The 21,024-nt window shown below is 40.7% G+C and carries 16 protein-coding genes; 5 read left to right on the forward strand and 11 right to left on the reverse strand.

Going from position 1 to position 21,024, the window contains the following annotated elements:
• Nucleotides 1-22: 22 nt before the first annotated feature.
• Nucleotides 23-1,165, reverse strand: coding sequence for an acyloxyacyl hydrolase (locus HUW48_RS23390; RefSeq protein ID WP_182413235.1), 1,143 nt, complete (start codon nucleotides 1,163-1,165; stop codon nucleotides 23-25).
• 295 nt (nucleotides 1,166-1,460) lie between these two features.
• Between HUW48_RS23390 and HUW48_RS23395 the strand changes: the two genes are divergently transcribed.
• Complete coding sequence (locus HUW48_RS23395) at nucleotides 1,461-2,126, forward strand: porin family protein (protein ID WP_182413236.1); 666 nt, start codon at nucleotides 1,461-1,463, stop codon at nucleotides 2,124-2,126.
• Between the two features lie 151 nt (nucleotides 2,127-2,277).
• On the opposite strand, the gene HUW48_RS23400 is transcribed toward HUW48_RS23395, so the two are convergent.
• The 8 genes from HUW48_RS23400 to uvrA all read right to left on the reverse strand — a co-directional run bounded on the left by HUW48_RS23400 (nucleotide 2,278) and on the right by uvrA (nucleotide 16,372).
• Nucleotides 2,278-3,648 (reverse strand): dipeptidase, encoded by a 1,371-nt coding sequence (locus HUW48_RS23400; protein WP_182413237.1) that lies wholly within the window; start codon nucleotides 3,646-3,648, stop codon nucleotides 2,278-2,280.
• A 290-nt stretch (nucleotides 3,649-3,938) separates the two neighbouring features.
• Nucleotides 3,939-4,589 (reverse strand): glycerol-3-phosphate 1-O-acyltransferase PlsY, encoded by a 651-nt coding sequence (gene plsY, locus HUW48_RS23405; RefSeq protein ID WP_182413238.1) that lies wholly within the window; start codon nucleotides 4,587-4,589, stop codon nucleotides 3,939-3,941.
• 321 nt (nucleotides 4,590-4,910) lie between these two features.
• Nucleotides 4,911-10,352 carry a hypothetical protein gene (locus HUW48_RS23410; protein ID WP_182413239.1) on the reverse strand — a complete coding sequence of 1,814 codons (5,442 nt, stop codon included), beginning with the start codon at nucleotides 10,350-10,352 and terminating at the stop codon, nucleotides 4,911-4,913.
• A gap of 16 nt (nucleotides 10,353-10,368) precedes the next feature.
• Nucleotides 10,369-11,202, reverse strand: coding sequence for a 50S ribosomal protein L11 methyltransferase (prmA, locus tag HUW48_RS23415; RefSeq protein ID WP_182413240.1), 834 nt, complete (start codon nucleotides 11,200-11,202; stop codon nucleotides 10,369-10,371).
• A 113-nt stretch (nucleotides 11,203-11,315) separates the two neighbouring features.
• Entirely contained in the window at nucleotides 11,316-11,705 is a 390-nt protein-coding gene (locus tag HUW48_RS23420) for a DUF6150 family protein (RefSeq protein WP_220463963.1), read from the reverse strand.
• 103 nt (nucleotides 11,706-11,808) lie between these two features.
• A complete protein-coding gene (tpiA, locus tag HUW48_RS23425) occupies nucleotides 11,809-12,570 on the reverse strand; it encodes a triose-phosphate isomerase (protein ID WP_182413241.1) in 762 nt (253 codons plus the stop codon).
• A gap of 134 nt (nucleotides 12,571-12,704) precedes the next feature.
• Nucleotides 12,705-13,391, reverse strand: a complete 687-nt coding sequence (locus tag HUW48_RS23430) for a hypothetical protein (RefSeq protein WP_182413242.1) — start codon at nucleotides 13,389-13,391, stop codon at nucleotides 12,705-12,707.
• 167 nt (nucleotides 13,392-13,558) lie between these two features.
• On the reverse strand, nucleotides 13,559-16,372 hold the full coding sequence (uvrA, locus tag HUW48_RS23435) for an excinuclease ABC subunit UvrA (RefSeq protein WP_182413243.1): 2,814 nt from the start codon (nucleotides 16,370-16,372) through the stop codon (nucleotides 13,559-13,561).
• A gap of 264 nt (nucleotides 16,373-16,636) precedes the next feature.
• Here uvrA and HUW48_RS23440 point away from each other — a divergent pair, with 264 nt between their 5' ends.
• Nucleotides 16,637-16,792: a 30S ribosomal protein THX gene (locus tag HUW48_RS23440; protein WP_182413244.1), complete on the forward strand. Its 156-nt coding sequence runs from the start codon at nucleotides 16,637-16,639 to the stop codon at nucleotides 16,790-16,792.
• A 269-nt stretch (nucleotides 16,793-17,061) separates the two neighbouring features.
• Here HUW48_RS23440 and HUW48_RS23445 read toward each other — a convergent pair whose 3' ends face one another.
• On the reverse strand, nucleotides 17,062-18,306 hold the full coding sequence (locus HUW48_RS23445) for an MFS transporter (protein WP_182413245.1): 1,245 nt from the start codon (nucleotides 18,304-18,306) through the stop codon (nucleotides 17,062-17,064).
• Between the two features lie 244 nt (nucleotides 18,307-18,550).
• On the opposite strand from HUW48_RS23445, the gene HUW48_RS23450 reads away from it, so the two are divergent.
• The 3 genes from HUW48_RS23450 (at nucleotide 18,551) to HUW48_RS23460 (ending at nucleotide 20,598) form a co-directional block, all read left to right on the forward strand.
• Nucleotides 18,551-19,552, forward strand: a complete 1,002-nt coding sequence (locus HUW48_RS23450; RefSeq protein ID WP_182413246.1) for an EamA family transporter — start codon at nucleotides 18,551-18,553, stop codon at nucleotides 19,550-19,552.
• 38 nt (nucleotides 19,553-19,590) lie between these two features.
• The gene (locus tag HUW48_RS23455; protein WP_182413247.1) at nucleotides 19,591-19,869 is read left to right on the forward strand and encodes a hypothetical protein; all 279 of its coding nucleotides are present in this window, start codon (nucleotides 19,591-19,593) and stop codon (nucleotides 19,867-19,869) included.
• A gap of 249 nt (nucleotides 19,870-20,118) precedes the next feature.
• Entirely contained in the window at nucleotides 20,119-20,598 is a 480-nt protein-coding gene (locus HUW48_RS23460) for a hypothetical protein (RefSeq protein ID WP_182413248.1), read from the forward strand.
• A gap of 16 nt (nucleotides 20,599-20,614) precedes the next feature.
• Here the strand turns inward: HUW48_RS23460 and HUW48_RS23465 are convergent, their stop codons facing one another.
• Nucleotides 20,615-20,890 carry a hypothetical protein gene (locus HUW48_RS23465; protein ID WP_182413249.1) on the reverse strand — a complete coding sequence of 92 codons (276 nt, stop codon included), beginning with the start codon at nucleotides 20,888-20,890 and terminating at the stop codon, nucleotides 20,615-20,617.
• Between the last annotated feature and the right edge of the window lie 134 nt (nucleotides 20,891-21,024).

Consider the following 21,024-nt stretch of genomic DNA (forward strand, 5'->3'; position numbering starts at 1 on the left):
TTAATCAATAGTGAGCTGTGGTCTATGGACTATCGACTGTGGACCGTGGACTGTTTTTCTTCCTCCAAAAGCGAAATCCTAACCGATATTCAATAACATCGGCTTTAATCAGGTCGTGTAATTTTAAACCGGCAGCCAAGTAAATATTGCGGGTAAGCGGATAGCGGGTCTCCAGCCGCTGGTAAAACGCAGCATCTGATTTATACGGCCGGTAGGCATACCAGCCCACATACGTGCCAAATCCTAATTTACCAATGGCTAATTCATGACCAAAATTCAATGCTACTCTCCGAATATCCGGCGAAGTACCTGGTTCTACCCGCGGATCCCAGTTGCGTCGCGGAATGAGCGAAGGATCATAAAACCCTTCCAAACCAATTAGTAGAGTGCTTTTTGGGTTTAACTGCCGCATGGCCGAAAGCGCAACCGACTTAACCGTGTAAGTAATTGTATCAAAATCGTCACGCTGCTTTATACCGGCACTACCACTAATAGTAAAAGAAAGCTTATTTCCGGGGGGAGGCCATGCTTGTACCAGCGGTTCAAACGAACGTTGGCTATAGTAGTTTAAACCCAGACTAAGGGTACCTATATTAATTCCCAAATTAGGCTTGGCATTACCACCGTTTGAATAATGATTAATTCCGGCAGCCAGCAAAAGTGAGAACTTCGGACTAAGTATTCGTTCGTACTCTGCTCTAAATTGAATAACAGCATTTAAAGGAGCACTAATTACATTATTGGTAGCATTTAACCGCCAGTCGAAGTGATTGCTAAAATAGGCCAATCCGGTGCCTACCCGTATACTTATTTGATCCTGAGCCCGATGATAAACATATTTATTCAGGTAAATACTGGCTGCCAGGGACTTCCCTAAAATAGGTTTTTGGTAATCGAAAGCAATAAGTGAAATACCAATGCGTGGGTACTTATATAATTGATGCCAAAATTTAGTGCCGGTAGTTTGGTATTGCAGATTTATCTCGGCTCCAACAGGATTTACTCCTTGTAAGTGCCTTATTTTAGGGCTATGTACCAGCACGGAGCCTTGCAAATAAGATGCACCGATACTAATTGGAATCTTCTCCTGAGCAAAAGCCAGTAGGCAGCTAAAACATCCTAATACAATAAACCACAACCTAAGTATTAGGCAGTTTCTGATCATTTTTGATTATTGGCATAAAATTAGCTTCAAATTAGTAAAAATATCCTTTCTGTTTCTTACGCTTGCTGGTAAAGCAAGTGGTACAAATGTCTATTGTCTCTTAAGTATAAATTACTTAAGTGCAAATTAGCTAACTTCCACTTATTCTCAATTTAAATAAAAATAACATTTATTTGGTCTAAAACGCAACATTTTATTTTATGTACGTATACCTACCATAATACACAATATAAGTTTAATACAATATTCAATTAAGACTAACACCAATTAACCGATTAACTTAAATTTTATTACTATGAAAAAGATTGCTTTTTTACTATTTACTGCCTTTACTATTTCTTTTGCTTCGCATGCCCAAATTGGAATTAAACTGGGTGCGAATTTATCTAACTTAGCCGGCGATTTAAAACACGAAGATTTAAATAAAAATAAGATAGGCTTTGTAGGCGGAATTAGCTATAACATTCCTTTATCCGGCGATAACTTTATCTCCTTACAACCAGAGTTATTATACTCTATGAAAGGTTACAAGTACGCAGATATTACTGTAAATGAAATTGATCCGATAACTAGCCAAAGTAACCAAGTTACTTACGAAGGAAAAGTAAATTACAGCTATTTAGATTTACCTATCTTACTAAAAGTAAATGCTGGTCCAATTTTCTTTGAAGCTGGTCCGCAATTATCTTATTTATTAGGCATTCAGGACAATACTGAAAAAACCATTAACGGTGTTGATTTTGAAAGCTATAAGAAAATTGACAAAGATAATTTAGCTGAGTTAGAAATTGGATACGCTGCTGGTTTAGGTTTTCAGGCGCCAATGGGTATTACCATTGGACTACGTTACAATGGCAGTATCAGCCATTTAGCTAAAAATGATAATGGCGATGAATTAGCCAATGCCCGTAATTCTTTATACCAAGCCACTGTGGGCTTTAGATTACCAACTGGTAAGTAAGTAAGTGCAAAAACAAGAATAAAAAAGAAGGCCAGTAATAATTACTGGCCTTCTTTTTTATATGCATTTCAAGAAAATTACTAAATGAAATATTTTAATTATAAGGGAGTTAAAATTAAATTACTTAATCAGATTACTTACAACCTATAATTTAACCTTTGCTCATCTCGGCATAGTATTTATAAAAATACGGAATGGTTTCAATGCCTTTCAAAAAATTAAAAACACCGTAATGTTCGTTGGGCGAATGAATTGCATCAGAGTCGAGGCCAAAACCCATTAATACGGTATCTAAGCCTAATTCTGATTTAAACATGGCTACAATAGGAATACTGCCACCGCTTCGGACTGGAACGGGCTTTTTACCGAAAGTTTGTTCGAAAGCTTTGCTGGCTGCCTGGTAGGCCACCGAATCAGTAGGCGTTACTACCGGTTCGCCGCCGTGATGCGGTTTTACAATTACTTTCACACTTTTAGGAGCAATAGAAGTAAAATGTTTATGAAACTTCTCGGTTATTTCTTCTGAAGTTTGATTCGGTACCAGGCGCATCGAAATTTTGGCCGAAGCTTTAGATGCAATTACTGTTTTAGCACCTTCGCCAGTATAACCGCCCCAAATGCCATTTACATCCAAGGTTGGCCGAATAGAATTACGCTCCATGGTAGAGTAACCCTCCTCGCCATGGATATCACCTAAATTTAACGCTGCTTTATATTCTTCCACGTTAAATGGAGCTTGGGCCATCTCCGCCCGTTCTTCGGCGGTTAATTCCTGCACATTATCGTAAAAACCGGGAATAGTTATGTGGTTGTTTTCGTCGTGCAGAGAGGCAATCATTTTACATAAAATATTTATCGGGTTTGCTACGGCACCGCCATACAAACCCGAATGTAAATCCCGGTTAGGTCCGGTAACTTCTACTTCCACGTAACTTAATCCCCGTAAGCCCGATGTAATAGATGGAATATCATTAGCAATAATTCCGGTATCCGAAATAATAATAACATCGGCCTGCAGTCGCTCTTTGTTTTGCTGCACAAAGGTATTCAGGTTATTGGAGCCTACTTCTTCCTCTCCTTCAATCATAAATTTAACGTTGCAAGGCAGTTGGTTTTGCTGCATCATCATCTCGAAAGCTTTGATGTGCATGTATAACTGACCTTTATCGTCGCAGGCGCCACGTGCGTAGATTTTATCGTCTTTTATTACTGGCTCAAAGGGCGGTGAATGCCAAAGTTCGTAGGGGTCGGCGGGTTGTACGTCGTAATGTCCGTACATGAGAACCGTAGGCAAACTGGAATCAATAATCTTTTCCCCGTAAACAATGGGATAACCGGCCGTTGGGCAAATTTCAACTTTATCGGCACCAGCTTCGCGCAGCTTTTGCGACAGAAAATCGGCTGCCCGCAATACATCCCCATGAAAAGCCGGATCGGCGCTTACCGAAGGAATCCGGAGCAAATCAAACAATTCCGAAATAAACCGATTTTTGTTGGCTTCGATATAAGAAGTATAATCCATAAATTATAGAGTGGAGCGTTTTAAGTATTAGGTTTTAATAGAGATTAAATATTAGTAGAATCAGATAAAAAAAACACTTACTATTACCTTAACTATTAATCCTTCATTTTAAGGCAGCAAAGAGAATAAAGCAACTGATTTCTTGCAACTAAGTAACTTTAAAATAATTTAAATGCTCTCTAGCCGCTTTACAGGCGAGACTATTTAATTCGCTCTTATCAGAAAATAGTTACTACTAGCAGTTATACCTGAATCAAAAATTTAAATTTACTAAATGCAGCTTTAAAAAATTAAGAACGTTTGCCGAAAAGCGTAATAGGTACTTTACTTTCAACGCCATTTACTAATCGGTTAATGTTTTTACGATGAGTATAAACGACCAACCCGGCCAGTAAGAAGGCAAAAATAGTAAGCACCGGTTTATCCGGATGAAATTCTGGAATTAATAGCAACAATAACGGAAAAGCCAGAGCTCCAATCATAGAACCCAACGACACGTATTTAAAAAGCAACAGCACCACAATAAAAATACCGATGCAAATAAGCGCGGCCTGCGGCTGGATGGCCAATACCATACCCAACAAAGTAGCCACGCCTTTGCCACCTTTAAAGCCTACATATATCGGAAATACGTGCCCAATTACAGCTAATATACCAAATGCTAATTGATAATAAATTAAATTTTCTGGTGATATAGCCTGCACCTGTACCAATATGTGGGCTAATGAAGTAGCGATCCAGCCTTTTAATACGTCGAACAGTAGCACAAATGTGCCTGGCTTTTTACCCAGCACCCGAAAAGTATTGGTTGCTCCCCCATTTTTACTACCGTACTCGCGTACATCCATTCCGTAAAATCGTTTACTTACCCAAACAGCAGTGGCAATAGAACCAATTAAGTAAGCGGCGAGCAACAGCCCGATTATCCAAAGTATATTCATAGTATTATTAAAGAAGCCGTTTATTCCTTTTACGGCAACTGGTTTCGGTAAGATTATAAAAGTACAAAAGGCAATAGCATTTCCTTTAAAATTTTAAAGTTAAATCCGTAATAATCCTATTTAACTTTACCATTCTAAAGCTAATAACCTCATGCAAAACCTAAAAACTGGGATTACTAATTTTTAAATAACCCGGTCATTTTTAACAATCAGTTAGGGTTTACCGCCTCAAGATAATAGAATAGCCTGTTAAGTAAAAACCAAATAAAAAAGGCAGTAAACTTACTGCCTTTTTTATTCTAAAACTTAGCAATTATTTACTTATTCAATATCCGGCAAAGCATCATTTTCTTCATTTTTCGCTTTTTTCTTTTTCTTAGGTTTCTCTTGCGGAGCTTCGCCTGGTAAATCCGATTCTTCTTTCGCCGGTGCTACCTTCTCTTTTTCTTTAGTATTCTTTTTAACTGGTTTCTCTTCAGCTGGAGCGGCTTCTATATCGGTGTTTGATTCATCCTGCTTATCAGCGGTTGCTTTTTTATCTTTGCGGCCTTTTTTAGGAGCTGCCTCGCCTTGTTCCATAAAATCATCAGCCGGGGCATTTCCCGGAGCTATTTCATCGGCAGCAATTGGTGGCAATCCCAGATAGTTTTTCCGGAAGTAGTTCACAAATTCGGTTTTCTCCATTGACTCGCCTGCAGCTAAACTGCCCGAACTTTTGGAAGCAATAATGCCATTTACTTTATCATCAGCGGAAGCTACGGTTATTACATCATCAGCGTAACTAATGTAATACCACAACGATGGAATCGGCTCCAGGTAAATGGTTACAATGTCGCTTTCTGGTCCACGCTTAATTTCAATATAACCTGGTATTTGCGCGTTAATATCCTTTTTAAGGATGTTGGATAAAGCTAGTTTACCTTTACTATACCAGGCTTGAGTAGTATCGGACCAGTGTAATTGTACATTATTGAAAACCAGACTATGCACCAGTTTTGTCGAAATGGCCGGTAATGGCACGTGCCCGGAAGCTGTTTTAGCAATGTAATCCTGTACGCCTTTGTTGCCAATAAACTCTGCTAATTTATAATGTAAATTGGCACTACCGGCATCTACAGCTTCCGGAGCACCACCGTTATTATCAGTGATAGCTATAGCCATTGCGGCTAACGCCGACTCGGGCATCGCTACATCAAACGCCATAAAAGCATCAAAATGGTACTTGTTCTGATTTGTTTTGGCCTTGATATTTCCGGAAGTAGTTAAGCCCAGCGTTTTAGTAGATTGAATTAAATTAACTTTACCCTCATAACGAGCTTCAGAAGTAGCATCGTTAAAAGTCATCAGGTTGCCTTCATAAGCTTCAGCGTTGGCTTGTTTAGCTTTACCTAATTTATACTGATGGTTAGCCTTATCAAAAGATAATACTCCATCTATGGTAAATACATCCAAATCGGCTTCGTCTACTTTTTTGGAGCCAAAAGTTGGGTACAGTTTACCGGAAGTGCTGGAAATGTGCAAACCAGTAATAGTAGCTCCTTCTTCGTCGCCTTTACTGCTTTCAATATTTATTTTAACTTCTTTCGGATTTACGTCTGAGGCAATATACGGCATCCATTCAGAAGCACCCGATTCTTTCGCAAATCCCAGTTTAATAAAACCATTAAAATCCAGGTGCTCTTTGTTCGAGTTCATGGTGGCATTGCCCTTAAATTGTACATTCGGGGCAATAAAGAAATTATCCTTCTCTTCAATAGTTGCTACTGACGAAGTGTACGGACTGGTATCGAAGGTTGGCGCTTTCCGGCGTTTTCTGCCTGTTATCCGCATAGGTTCGGCACTGGCTAGCAAGTTGCTGGTGATGCTGTCTGCTGCAGCTTTCGAACCTGCCTCCTGAACCTGCTTCTCTGCTTTTGCTTTCTTACGTGATTTTTTAGAGGTTGCTTTAGCAATAGGTTCTGCTTCTTTAATTGGGTCAGTCGCAATAGGGTCTGTAGCCAATGAATCTTGTTGAACCGGTTTAGCAGCAACAGGCGCTCCGGCAGCTTTTGTGGTTTTACCCAAACCTACTTTTTGTAAAAATCCTTTTTTAGCAACTGATACAGGCTTGCGAGGATTTTCAATGGAATCAGCGGCAGCAATTAATTCAGAGGCAGAATATTTTTTGGGCTTCACTTCCGGCTTTACTTCTTCGGCCTTCATATTGTGCATGGCAAACTTGCCAAACTGCAGCTTAAAGGTTTGGTTATCAGCATTCTCGTAATCATACAATGCTTTTCCGCGGTACTCCGTGCGCGAAATAACATCAATTTCTCCCTGGTATAATTTGTGGAACTTATTAACCGTATCAATAACCGTTGCCTGTTTAAAAGGTCTCAGATCAGATTTTTCGTTAACAAATACCTGCCCGCTGTCCGGCACAATATGCGCGTCAGCCGAAGCAATGTACGGCACGCCGCCAATTTCCAGGGTTTGTTTGGCAATATCGTATATACCCGAAGAAGCATTAAATTTAAGATTTCCGTGATCAGGATTCGTGGATAAAAAGTAAGCCTTATCCGAAGCAGCTCCTTTAGGTTGGTTCAGGGTTACAACTTTTTTCTTGAAATCATATTTACCCCCGCTCAACGATGTTTTAAACTGAGCAAACGGGAAGGCTGTACTGGCAAAACCAGCTTTTTCCGGCGAGAAGGTAGCAATATCGTCTTTTAAATTAAACTCTAGTTTTACATCCGTAGCTCGCACTACGGGTTTGTTCGGAGTTTTAGATTTTGCTTCGAAAGTAGCATTTTTACCAGTAAAACTAGTTTTACTAAAATTCAAAACCGGAGAGCTGATTATAGCATCTGTACTTTGTAGTTCACCATCGCCGGCAAAACCCTTAGGGGTAACAATTACAATGCCCCGATACTTAAACTTGTTTTCATACATGGATATAGCATCCGTAGTGGTACTGATATTCATGGTATCGCGCTTCGGTAACCATTCCAAAGCGTATTGTTTAAAATCGGCCTGCATGAAATAAGCATCCCCGATATTTCCTTCTGCTACGGTGGCCTTTGTACCCAGAGTTAAGGTTTTATCGAGGTAAAAAGTAAAGGCATTCGATTGCAAAGTAGTGGTTAAGTATTTTAACTCGCCACTTCCCTGCAAGCCTTTAAAGCTCATGGTTAGCTTATTATAAAATTTACCTTTACCCCCATAGGCTGCAAAGCCATCTTTAGGCACCTGGTATTCAAACCCCAGCGATTGATCGGGCATAATACCGAGAGTGGTGTTAAAATCCGGAAAGATTCCTCCGGAATGAAAGCGTCCTTTAAAAGCAATGGTATTGGGTTTAGAACTGCTTAAACTATCCATTTTAAAAGGTGGAATAGCAAAATAAACGGTAGTATCGTAAGCTCCTCCCAAAATATCCGGCTTATCAAAATAAACATACGACGGCGATAAGGCATCGAAGGTAGGATAACCGGGCGTTTTCTTTTTACCTGATTTATTATCCGGTCGGTTCAGATACAGTTTACCGCTTGATTTATTAGAATGGTTAGCCAGGTATTGTTCCCTTACTTTTTCGTCGCCTTTCATGCCCTTTACTTTGCCACGGGTAGCAAAAGCAATGGTATCAATCTTGGCCATATCCACCAGAAAATCTTTGTAATTAAAAGTAAATTGTTTACCCACAAACCGGAAGTAAGAGGCATATACTTTACCATTAAATAAAATATCGCGGTTTTGTAAAATCCGCACCTGGTTACTATCTGGCTTAGCGTATACGGCTCCCGAATCGCCGGTAAAATAAAATTTTTCTACACCCCGTACCAGCAATTCATTTTTACTTAAATCAATGGTGGCATTTTTACCACTGGGTGCCAGCGAACTTAAAGTAATAAAATCGTAATCTTTCTTTTCGCGTGAAGAGCTTACATAATGCCAGGCTTTCGGCTTAATGGTAACCAGACCGGTAGCGCCGTTAAAATTAATAAATCCTTGTTTTTGCAGCGTACTCATGGCCCCCCGGATAATAGGTTCTTTCATTTGCACATCGCGGGCCAAATCGGAAGTATAAAACTGATTTGTTTTTTGACGCGCGGCAAAACTTACGGCTACTTTTAACGGGTGAAAATCGGCGGTACCCTGGATAGCCAGCCATCTGTCTAAAGTAAAATACTCTTTAGAATCGAAACGGGCAGGCACCTGGTTTTTAGCGTTAATAATGGAAAAGTTAATCTGGGGAGTAGTTATGTTCCAGGTCAGCATTTCCGCTGATATTTCCATCTGGTGGTACGAATCAAAAAACAAAGATTTTTTAAAAGCACCTTCCTCACTGATTAAGGTTAATAAGTGCTTAGGCTTAACATACTTAAGGCGCATAGCCGGATGCGTAATGGAATCTTTACCCCGATATAACACCACCGAAGCTATCTGCGCTGAAATCAGGGAATCGGAAAGCGCATAACTAGCTGCCGCAGCTTTGAAACGTACTTTACCTTCGTGCTCTACTATTATATTAGATAAACTTTTATCCAGAGCCCCCGTCATTATTTTTTTACCCGCCATAGTAAGACCACCCACGTAGGTAATACCTTGCCCAATACTTTTTAAGCGGGCATCGTTGGTGTAAGAAATAAATTTAGGATAACCCGAATCTCCCCCCTTGGCCGCTTTTACGCTGCGGTATTCCCATACGCCTTGTACCTGTTTTTCGAGTACGGCCGGGTGGGTAAGGGTTACTTTTTCGGCTTTGAGGCCGGGTTTAGTTATATCAAAATGAAAGCCTTGAAACGTAGCGGAGGCCGTATTACCTCCTTCGCTCCATTCATAACGGCCTTTGGTAGCTACTAAAGTCTGGCGGGTAAGCAGTACTGCTCCACTTACGTCTTTGAGTAATAATGAATCGTGGGGGGTAGAAAAAAGTAAATCAACGTTTTGCAGCACCAATACTGCCCCGGTAGCCGGAACAGTATAAGCAACCTCCGGTTCAACAGGTTTTAATTTAGCCGGTTCTGTTTTTTTAATTATTGTTTCTTTTTTTACCGGTGTTTTAGTCGTAGTTGCTTTTTTTACCGGTGCTTTTTTAGGCTTAGAAGCTTTGCTCCAAAAATCATCTTCGGCGGAAGTAGAAATCGGAAAATTAGCAGATGGAGTTGCTTCCTGAACTGGTGCTGGTGGTAAATCATTCACTACTGGTACACTGGTAACGGGCGTAATCTCCGGTAAAGCGGCCTGAATTTCCTTCTGAGATAATTGTGCTCCCGGCCGGTACTCAAACGAAAAAGAGCCATTTTGGGCCAGTAGTTTACTATAATTTGCTTTATAAATAAACTTGTTATTCAAAAAGGAATAAGCGGTAACCAGAAAATTCTCAAAGCCTTTAACATCATCTTTCTCCAGCGATTCGCCGGTTACATTCAGAAACTCGTCGAGTTTACTGCCACTTAGTTTTTGAGCATTTATCCCACTTACCAAAGCCCCAAAAAAGTTTTCAAAGTAAGGCCTAGCTTTCATTTTTTTTAGTTGCATTTTCTGGGCAATATCCATTACCTTGGTTTGCTGAGCACTGGTAAGCGCATTAGTCGACCATACCTGCTCCAGTTGAGCCGCAACTTTAATGGCGTTTTCATTGCGCGTGGGAGCCGTTAATGCTTTTACCTGCGGTATAAATTGTGCCGGGTCCTGGAAAGTTTTAACTGCCTGCGTTTGGGCCAGTATTGGCCCACCGGCAACAAGCAGCAGCAAAAAGAAAAATAGTAATAAATGCTTCATACAATCAATAAGTAGTTCAGGGCTGTTTGGTAAATACCGACGATACCCAGTTATTTTTAGAGCGAACAGAAATAAAAGTTAAACCAGAGCTTAAAGCTTTATCTTTAATTAAATCCAGGTCTTCGGTGTAAAACCCACTTACCACTAAAGCTCCGCCCGGCAAAATTTTAGCTGCATAAGCAGGAATATCATCGAGCAAAACGTTCCGGTTTATATTTGCTAATACAATCTCGTATAGAGTATCAGCGGCAATCTGCTGCACATCGCCAAGGCGAACTTCAATAGAAGCGCAATCATTGATAGCAGCATTCTCGCGTGCGTTTTCTACGGTCCAGTCTTCAATGTCAACGGCTACAATACTGGTTGCCCCCAATTTACAGGCCATAATAGCCAGAATGCCGGTACCACAACCCATATCCAATACTCTTTTGTTTTGATGATTGATGGTAAGCTGATTTTCAATCATGAGCGTGGTGGTTTCGTGGTGGCCGGTACCAAACGACATTTTTGGGTTAATAATAATATCGTACTGAACCTGCTCCGGCTTAGGATGAAACGATGCCCGTACCGAACAAACATTACCAATTAGGAGAGGCTCAAAGTTTTTCTCCCACTCTTCGTTCCAGTTCTGTTTTTCAATTTTCTGGATATTGTAGGTAATACGTCCATTTTGGTTATAGCGCGCGAATACGGCAACTACATCAGCTTCTGAAAAAATATCTTCGGTTGTATAAGCATCGAGTCCATTATCGGTTTCCATGAAGGTATCGTACCCATACTGACTTAATTCGGCGGTGAGGATATCTACTAATTCGGACGGAGCCGTAATGGAAACTTGTATAAAATCCATGAGGAGAGGGTTAGGTGCAATATTTTAAGTTAAGGAAAATAAGATTTAGATAATTAATACTAAAATCTTAAAACGATTATTTTAAGCAAATCAGGATGTTCTTTGGTTTATTTTTATTGCCGGCAGCCGGCAAAAGAACGTGACTTGGTGTAGTAAACCGAGAAATCAGCAAAGGCGCGGTTAGTAGTTACAAATAAAACATAATCAGCAAAATCGTGCGCCGGAGCGGGATACCACAAACCAGGTTTATCGGCAAACAGCTTATTTTCTTCTTTAAATACCATTAAATTGGCAAAAGCTTCTTCTGTTTCCAGGTAAACAACATAACGAGCCATTCTTTTATACTTAGGATCAGAAGTAAGAAACACAGAGCCGTAAATGCGGCAAAAATCTGGTTCCCGGTTTATTTTAGTAATTGTTTCTTTAGTAATATATCTGGATGAAACCGCCGCTGAAGGAGATAGCAGCAAGGAGAAAATTGACAACAGTAAGCTTACCAACATAGCTCTAAATTAAAAATAAGTACCCTTTAAACCAAAAAAAATGCCCGGACGTTCACGCCCGGGCTCCTGTATTACCAAAAATATACCAATTGTACTATTTATATCAAAAGGATTTTACAATATCCGTAAAATCGCGGGATTTTAAAGAAGCTCCTCCAATTAAACCGCCATCTACATCGGGCTGAGAGAATAATTCCTGAGCGTTACTTGGGTTGGCACTACCTCCGTACAAAATAGTAGTATCTAAAGCAGCTTGCGCATCGTAGTGGCGGGCAATCTGCTCCCGGATAAAGGCATGTACTTCCTGCGCCTGCGCGCTGGTAGCCGTTTTTCCGGTACCAATAGCCCAAACCGGCTCGTAGGCAATTACCACATTCTCAAATTCTTCGTTGCTCAAATGAAAAAGGCCTTCTTTCAATTGCGTTTCGATAATTTCAAAAGTCAGGTCCTGCTCACGCTGGTCCAGTGTTTCGCCCACGCAGAAAATAGGTTTAAGGCCTTGTTTTAGAACTGCCTTTACTTTGGCCTCGAGCAACTGGTTATCTTCCAGAAAATACTGACGACGCTCGCTATGACCCAAAATAACGTACTCCACTCCCACTGATTTCAGCATTACCGCCGAAACTTCGCCGGTATAAGCACCACTTTCGTTTTGGTGACAGTTTTGAGCACCTAATTTTACTTTTTCGTTCCCGGTTAAAGCTTTACCAATACCAGCCAGAAACGGAAACGGAGGGCAAACTATTACTATTGCCTCGTTGTTTACTTCGTCCTGCACCATGTTGGTGATTTCGGAGACCAGCGCCAGACCTTCGTCGTAGGTTTTGTTCATTTTCCAGTTACCGGCTACTATTTTTTTTCTCATGGCTTATTTTTGTTATTCGTTGCTCGTTATTCCTTGTTCGATTAACGCGTAAGATTACGGATTTTGCGGGGAAATGCCTAAAACTTGTCGCGCGATTATCTAAAAGACTATTAAAATCACGTATTTAAGTAAAATCAGATTATTACAAACCCGATTTTAAAACCTAAACCCAGGTGAATGCGGGTAAAGGTTCCTTCCCGTTTATCTACCGGCTCAATGTAAAAATCAACGGGTGCGTCGTACTCGCGCAATTCTTCGCCGAAGGTATGGTGGTCAATTTTAATCTGGCGTAATCCCGGACCTATAAAAACATCCAACAATACTCTTCGCCCGATTGCATACTCTAATCCAACTTTTAAGCAAGCTCCCCGCATTTTACGGGTAATATCCGAATATTCGTAATGATACGCTTCGTTGTCTCTTAAGAGCCAGTCGTCTTTTTTGCGGTATTTTTCGGGACCAAAGAAACCTTCGCCGCTAAAATAAGGCCTGGATTTTTCGCCGGCTTTAATCCAGGAAGGCGGCATAAAATATTTTATTTCGGCCCTAATTCTATGATACTTATGTTGCTCGAATTGCAGGTCAGGGTTCGTATAAATTTGTTCAGTAAGCTTTTTGAAAGGTAAGCCATAATCTACAGAAAACCCAAACCGGTTTTTAACATTTGCCTGTATTCCTAATTGTACTGTTGCTGCTCGCGGGTCCAGTAAGCTTAAAGGGGAAACCCGGAATTGCAGACCAATATTCTTCTTTTCCTGAGCTGATACTAATTGAGAAATCAAAAGAAGAGTAAGACAGATTAGGTAAAATATTTTTTTCATAAGGGTAAGTTACAGAGTATTTAGAGTTACTAATTGTGCCACTTAATTTATGAAATAAGTTAAAAGAGAAAACACTTAACTTGTACATTTAGACTCACTTAAAATGCAAAAGAGTTGAGAAAACTAAATTGCTTCCCCAACTCTCCTGAAATTTAAATTATTAAGGTTTAAACCAGCTTCTCTCGCAGGTAATCGGCGGTGGCGTTGCCTTCTAATTTTATCATTTCTTCCGGGGTACCTTCAAATAGTAAATGCCCACCATTAGTGCCACCTTCCGGACCCATATCGATAATCCAATCGGCGCATTTAATAATATCCATGTTGTGCTCAATAATTACTACCGAATTACCTTTGTCAATAAGCGCGTTAATGGCGGTAAGCAGCTTGTTAATATCGTGAAAGTGCAGCCCGGTAGAGGGTTCGTCGAAAATAAACAAAATACCTTCGGAATGAGTAGTAGCACCTTTGGTTAGAAACGAAGCCAGTTTTACCCGCTGCGCTTCGCCCCCGGAAAGCGTATTAGAAGATTGACCCAACCGGATATATCCCAGACCTACATCGTCGAGTGGTTTTAATTTTTCGATAATTTTCGGCTGCTCCTTAAAAAACTCGATGCTGTCGGCAATCGTCATGTCGAGTACCTCGGCTATATTTTTATCGTGGTACTTAATTTCGAGAATGTCTTGCTTAAATTTTTGACCGTGACAAGCTTCGCAGGTAAGGTAAATATCAGCCATAAATTGCATTTCAATTTTTACCTGACCTTCGCCCTGGCACACTTCGCAGCGGCCACCCTCAATATTAAACGAGAAATGCGATGGCTTTAAACCTCGCGCTTTAGCTAACTGCTGGTCGGCAAATAAAGTACGGATCGCGTCGTAAGCTTTAACGTAAGTTACCGGGTTAGAACGCGAAGATTTACCAATCGGGTTCTGGTCTACAAATTCTACGTGGGATATTTTACTATAGCTCCCCTGAATTTTATCGAACTTACCCGTTGCATCGGAATGGCCTCCCAGTACTTTAGCCAGGGCCGGATGCAGAATACGTTTAATAAGCGTAGACTTGCCCGAACCACTCACCCCGGTTATTACCGTCATTACATCTAATGGAAATTTGACGGTAATATTTTTAAGATTATTCTCGCGGGCACCCACAATTTCAATAGCATTACGCCACTGGCGACGTTTTACCGGCACCTCTACCTGGCGCTTACCACTTAAATACTGAGCCGTATACGTTTCAGTGGATTTTAGAATTTCGGGATATGTACCCTGAAACATTAGATTACCACCCCCTGAACCGGCCTCCGGACCAATATCAATAATCTGGTCGGCTATTTCCATCATTTTTTCTTCGTGCTCTACCACAATTACGGTATTGCCTATTTTCTGCAACGAGCGCAAAACCCCGATTAACTGCTCAGCATCGCGTGGGTGCAAGCCAATACTAGGCTCATCCAGAATATACATTGAACCTACCAGAGCACTACCTAATGACGTAGCCAGATTAATACGCTGCGATTCGCCCCCCGATAAAGTAGAAGATAAACGATTTAAAGTAAGATAACCTAAACCTACCCGCACCAAATAGCTTAACCGGTTTGTAATTTCAATTACTAAGCGGTCGGCTACCTGCAAGTCATGTTCAGTTAACTGGATGTTTTGGAAAAACTCCAGTACGCCAGTAACGGGTTTTAAAAGTAAATCGGTTATGCTGGTACCGTTTATTTTTACGTAGCTGGCATCTTTTCGCAGACGCGTGCCCCGGCAATCGGGGCAGGTAGTGCGGCCCCGGTAGCGGCTTAGCATTACCCGGTATTGTATTTTATGCGTTTGCGCCTGGATGTGCGCAAAAAAAGCATCCAATCCATCAAAGTATTGATTGCCCGTCCAGAGAAGCCGTTGTTGTTCCTCGGTAAGTTCGTTAAAAGGCCGGTGAATCGGAAAATCGAAGCGGATGCCATTTTTAATAAGAGGATGCTGCCATTCACTCATTTTCTCGGTGCGCCAAGGCGCAATGGCGCCTTCGTATACGCTCAAAGATTTATCTGGAATTACTAAATCTTCGTCGATACCTAATACATTACCAAAACCTTCGCAGCGCTGACAGGCCCCGTAAGGGTTATTAAAAGAGAAAAAGTTAACCGATGGCTCTTCGAAGGTCATTCCATCAAGTTCGAATTTATCGGAAAAAACGCGTTTCTGGTCGCCGAATAAAACGTGGCATGCGCCGTGGCCTTCAAAAAAAGCGGTTTGAACGGAATCGGAAATCCGGAATTGTAAATCTTCGTCGTCTTTGCGCAGCACGGCCCGGTCTACCAAAATATACACGTCGCCGGTAATATCAGCAGCATCGGCGCTGATAACGTCTTCAATAAATAACACCTGGTCGTTATTGTAAATTCGGGAATAGCCCTTTTGCAGAAGCAAATCTAGCTCTTTGGTCAGTTTTCTATCGGCTTGCACCTGCAAAGGCGCCATAATTACTATCCGGCTTCCGTCTTCTAAATTAAAAATAAAATCTACCACATCGGCCACGTTGTCTTTCCGGACCTGATTTCCGGAAACAGGCGAAAACGTTTTTCCGATGCGGGCATATAATAATTTGAGGTAGTCGTAAATTTCGGTGCTGGTACCTACCGTAGACCGGTTATTTTTAATACTTACTTTTTGCTCAATGGCAATGGCCGGACTAATACCCCGAATGTAGTCTACGTCGGGTTTATCCATGCGGCCCAAGAACTGCCGGGCGTAAGAACTCAAACTTTCCACGTACATCCGCTGCCCTTCGGCGTACAGCGTATCGAAGGCGAGCGAAGATTTACCCGAACCGGATAACCCAGTTACTACGATAAACTGGTTACGAGGCAGGGCTACGCTTAAGTTTTTTAGATTATGCACCCGTGCTCCTTTAATTATAATAAATTCTTTAGGGTCGAGGGTATCTATATCTATTTGATTGATAGTTTCTGTTGTCATAGAATAGTTAAAGCCGGTACTTGTACGTACAGCTATAGAAGAAACAAAAGAAAGCCACAAAAAATTGCCTGGCTTTAATCCGCAAAATTACTAATACGCAACCGGAATAAGAAGTATCACCTGATTATTCTTACAAGTGGTTTCAGGCAATATGTCTTGGTAAGAAGTACCTATTTTATTATTTTTGGTTCAAGTGGTTTTGCAACTACCCTTTACTTTTATCGTAAGTTTTATTTCGTTCACAATCTAAAATAAACTACCATTATGGGAAAAGGTGATATAAAATCAAAAAAAGGAAAAATTACTAAAGGAAGTTACGGCAACAGCCGCCCGCATAAAGCAAAAAAGGACAACGCGTCTAAGAAAGAAACGGGCATTGTAGGCAAAATAGTAGAAAAAGTAAAGGATATTATTAAATAGAATCACAGATTTTCGCTGATTACCCGGATTTCGCGGATTATTTATGCGCAGCGTAGATGTATGCAGTGTAGATTTATGCTACTTAAAGTGATTTCGCACTAAAAAAACTCTTCCCCTACCCCTCCTAAATTTAGGAGGGGAGGTTTGGGAACTTCATTGTTCTGAACCCTTAAACACTCTTTATCTTCAAATTTACTTTTCTTCTTAATAGTTAAAATTACGTTAAGAAAAGAATCCGCATAATCCGTGGTATCCGTTTAATCCGCGATTCAGAGATTCAGTTTTCGAAGTTTATGCGCTTTAAAAGTTGTAATGGCTACTACCAGCAAGGTCATAAAGCCGCCAAAAACTACCGAAGGAACTACCCCCACCAGCTTAGCCACCGAACCAGATTCGAAAGAACCAATTTCGTTGGATGAACCTACGAATATATTATTTACCGACGATACCCGGCCTTTCATGTGTTCGGGAGTTAAGGTTTGCATGAGCGTAGATCGGATAATAACACTAACCGAATCAAATGCTCCGCTTAGCCCCAGCAAAAGCAGCGAAAAGTAAAAATTAGTAGATAAACCGAACAAAATCATACACACGCCGAAACCTGCTACACAAAACAACATTTTCTTGCCGGCATCTATCTTTATGGGATTATGAGTAATGTAAACGGCCATGGCAACGGAACCCAAAGCCGGAGCCGCCCGCAAAAATCCTAAACCTTGTGGCCCCGTGTGTAGAATCTCGGAAGCAAAAATTGGTAACAAAGCTACTGCACCGCCAAATAAAACCGCGAATAAATCCAAGGAAATAGCACTTAGAATTATCTGGTTATTAAATACAAACCGGATTCCGGAAAGCAGGCTTTCTTTAATAGGCAAACGTTCGGTAGTTGCGGGCAAAGGCTTGGAACCAATTAAAAAGAAAAATAAAAAACCCAGCAACGTTAAACTCACGTCGGCCGCGTACGAAGCCTGAACTCCAAAGAAGCCGTAAAGTAAGCCGCCAATGGCCGGTCCTGCTACCGAAGCTCCCTGCCAGGTAGTGCTCGACCAGCTAACCGCATTTATGTAAAAATTTTTATCGGGTAGCAATTGTGGCATAAACGAGAAAGTAGCCGGCCCGAAAAAACCTCGGGCAATTCCGCTTAAAAAGATAATCGAATAAATAGGAACCGTTCCGAAAACGGCCATGCTCTTGTGAATGTTAAAGGAGTATAGCAGCAAACCCGTAGAACAGAAGAGCAGCACCAAAATACAACTTATAATTATTTTTTTCCGGCTGGTGCTATCGGCTACGTGTCCCGCGTATAGCGCCACTATAATAGACGGAATAGCCTCGGCTAAACCAATTAATCCTAAAGCCAACGGATCTTGCGTGAGATCATAAATTTGCCAACCAACTACAACGGCCTGAATTTGCAAAGCCAAGGTTAAACATAACCGACCCAAAACAAACAACCGAAACTCTGGTATTCTTAAAACCGCATACGGATCGTGTTTAACGGCACTTTTTTCCATTACAACTAACTTATTTTACTTTTACCAGGCTATTACCAAATAGACTTTAGCTGGTAGAATACAGGCTAACTAAAAATCAAAGTGCATGGTTACTTTTTTATTTATAAATGCACCCAGATAGCATTATCCCAAAGTAAAATTAGCTGAATCGGTTGATCAACACCCAGTATTTTATAAAAAATTAGAAACACAAGAACAACTTCTTTGAAAATAATTAAGCTATTTAGCTTTATTATTACAAAACATGCAAATCATTTTTACTTTTTTTGTTCAGGTACCATCAAAAACCGCTACTTTTGCCTTGGATTTACATGATGTTGTAGTGAAACCAAACAAGTACTATTCTGCTGCCATACTTGCTTTTACCATATGGGGGTTTATTGTTTTCCCGCTTCGAGCGGTAGCAAATTTTCCGAGTGGGCAGATTTTGTATTTCCGGGTGTTATTTGCCATGCTGGGTTTAGCAACCATTACCTTTTTATTCCGGCGCGACAGCTTAAAGCAAACGTGGCTCGCTTACCAGTCCGAAACCTTGCGCAATAAACGCCGGCTAATACTTTTTACGGTGCTGGGTGGCTTGCTGCTAATGGTAAACTGGCTGGTTTTTATCTACGTTATCAACCATATCGATATTCAGACGGGTTCTTTTTCGTACCTGCTTTGTCCTATTTTAACCGCGCTTTTGGGCTATCTGCTTTTAAAAGAAGAACTACGCTCCAACCAATGGCTGGCCATTGGCATCAGTATTATTAGTTGCTCTCTGATTGGTACAGGAGAGCTCACCAATTTATTTTATTCTTTACTCGTAGCCCTGAGTTACGCATTCTTTTTAATTACCCAACGAGTTTTAAAGCAGTACGATAAACTGGTATTGCTCACCTTGCAACTGATTATTGTATTTGCCTGCATGGGTCCGTTTTACTCGTTTTTTAAAGGAACAGAAGCTAGCCCTGAACTTAACCTTTCGTTTTACGGGGCAATATTCGTGTTAAGTTTTTTGTTTACCATTTTGCCTTTGTTCCTGAACATGTACGCTCTGAAAGAATTAAAATCAGGTACGATAGGCATTTTAATGTACATTAACCCGATTATTAACTTTCTGATTGCTTTCTTGTACTTTCAGGAAAAAACCAGTTCCGAAAAAGCTATTGCTTACGGATTAATATTTTTATCGATAATAATCTATAACCTGCCCGTCCGAAAAAAAATACCGACTACAAAATTAGCCACTCATGCAGGAAAATAACTCTATCAGGCTAAATAACAGGTAGTAAAAAAGTAAATTTGCAGAAACAAATAGCTGATAGAATCTATTATTTATGCGATTTACTACCAGGTAAGTTTAGGCAGATTTCGGTAGCAGATTTTCAAACCCGGCCACAGCCCGATAAATGGTCGCGGCAAGAAATTCTAGGACATTTAATTGAATTAGCGGCAAATAATCACCAGCGTTTTGTTCGTGCACCAATAGAAGACACACCCTCCATTTTTTACCACCAAGACGAATGGGTGAACATTCAGGCATACCAAAAAGAGAACAGAGGTATTCTGATTGTATTTTAGAAAAGCTATAACCGGCACATGGCGCCGCATGTATTTAATCAGATTACTAACAAAAATTTAGAAAAAGAAAGCCTGGGTAAGGACGGTACCACAGTTACGATAAGCTTTTTAACAGAAGATTACCTTAGGCATTTAGAAAATTATTTAAAACAGATAACCGATTATTAAAAACAACCTTTATCCTGCAACCTTTTCGGGCGAATCAGACTCTTTTAAGTAAGAAAAGTACCTTCTTTAACCTGAAATACTATGAGAACCTTTCTGGCACCTTTACTGGCAATTTTTATATTTACCCGTTGCGATAAAGAAGAACTACCTGCCGCAAAAAGCGGAAAACTAAACCAGGAAGTAGAAATTGCTCTGAACGAAACTCTGGAATTAACGACAACCAGCGATAACAACACAGACACTGATAAAGTACGGGTACACTTAGCTGAAATAAACGAAAGCCGCTGTCCTAAGAATGTAAATTGTATTCGTTACGGCAATGCAATTATTCGTTTATGGTTAGAAAAAGACCAAGAGCGTTCCGACACAGCAGCATTAGTAATTGGCGAAGCTTTACCTACTGATACCCGTAAACTACGCCTTCGCTCAGCAGATACTACTTTGGTAACGGTAGCCAATACCCAATACCAGGTAATTTTAACAAGTGTTTTACCCTACCCTTGCACCAGTTGCCCCGCTCAAGGAGAGCAACACGCCAATATTATAGTAACAGCCAAATAAAATAAAAAAGCCTGAATTACTTCAGGCCCCGCGCAGCAGAATCTACGTTTTCGACGTTAGGTTCACCGAGTTGATTAGCCTGGCTGGCATTCTCGGCGGTATCGCCAATGGGAGCCGGCCGTGGTTCATTCAAATTCGACGAATCGCCCACAATAGCTTCGGCAGTTCCATCTTCACCTGCCGGATAATCTTCCCGGGGATTTTTTTTATCGGAAGAGCAGCTTACCAAAAAGGCAAAAGCGCTGGCTACTAACAAACTTTTCCGGGTATTAGATAAAAAAGACATTTTCATAGTTTTATTCTGACCAATGGTTTGCACTGAGTAAACGAGGTAAACTACTAAAAAGTTGAGCTCGATTTTTTTGCCATTATTTTAGTTTACTCAGGCCTTTCTAATCAATCTGCTTGTTTAAATTTTTCTGCCAG

The organism is Adhaeribacter radiodurans (assembly GCF_014075995.1).
Lineage (GTDB): Bacteria > Bacteroidota > Bacteroidia > Cytophagales > Hymenobacteraceae > Adhaeribacter > Adhaeribacter radiodurans.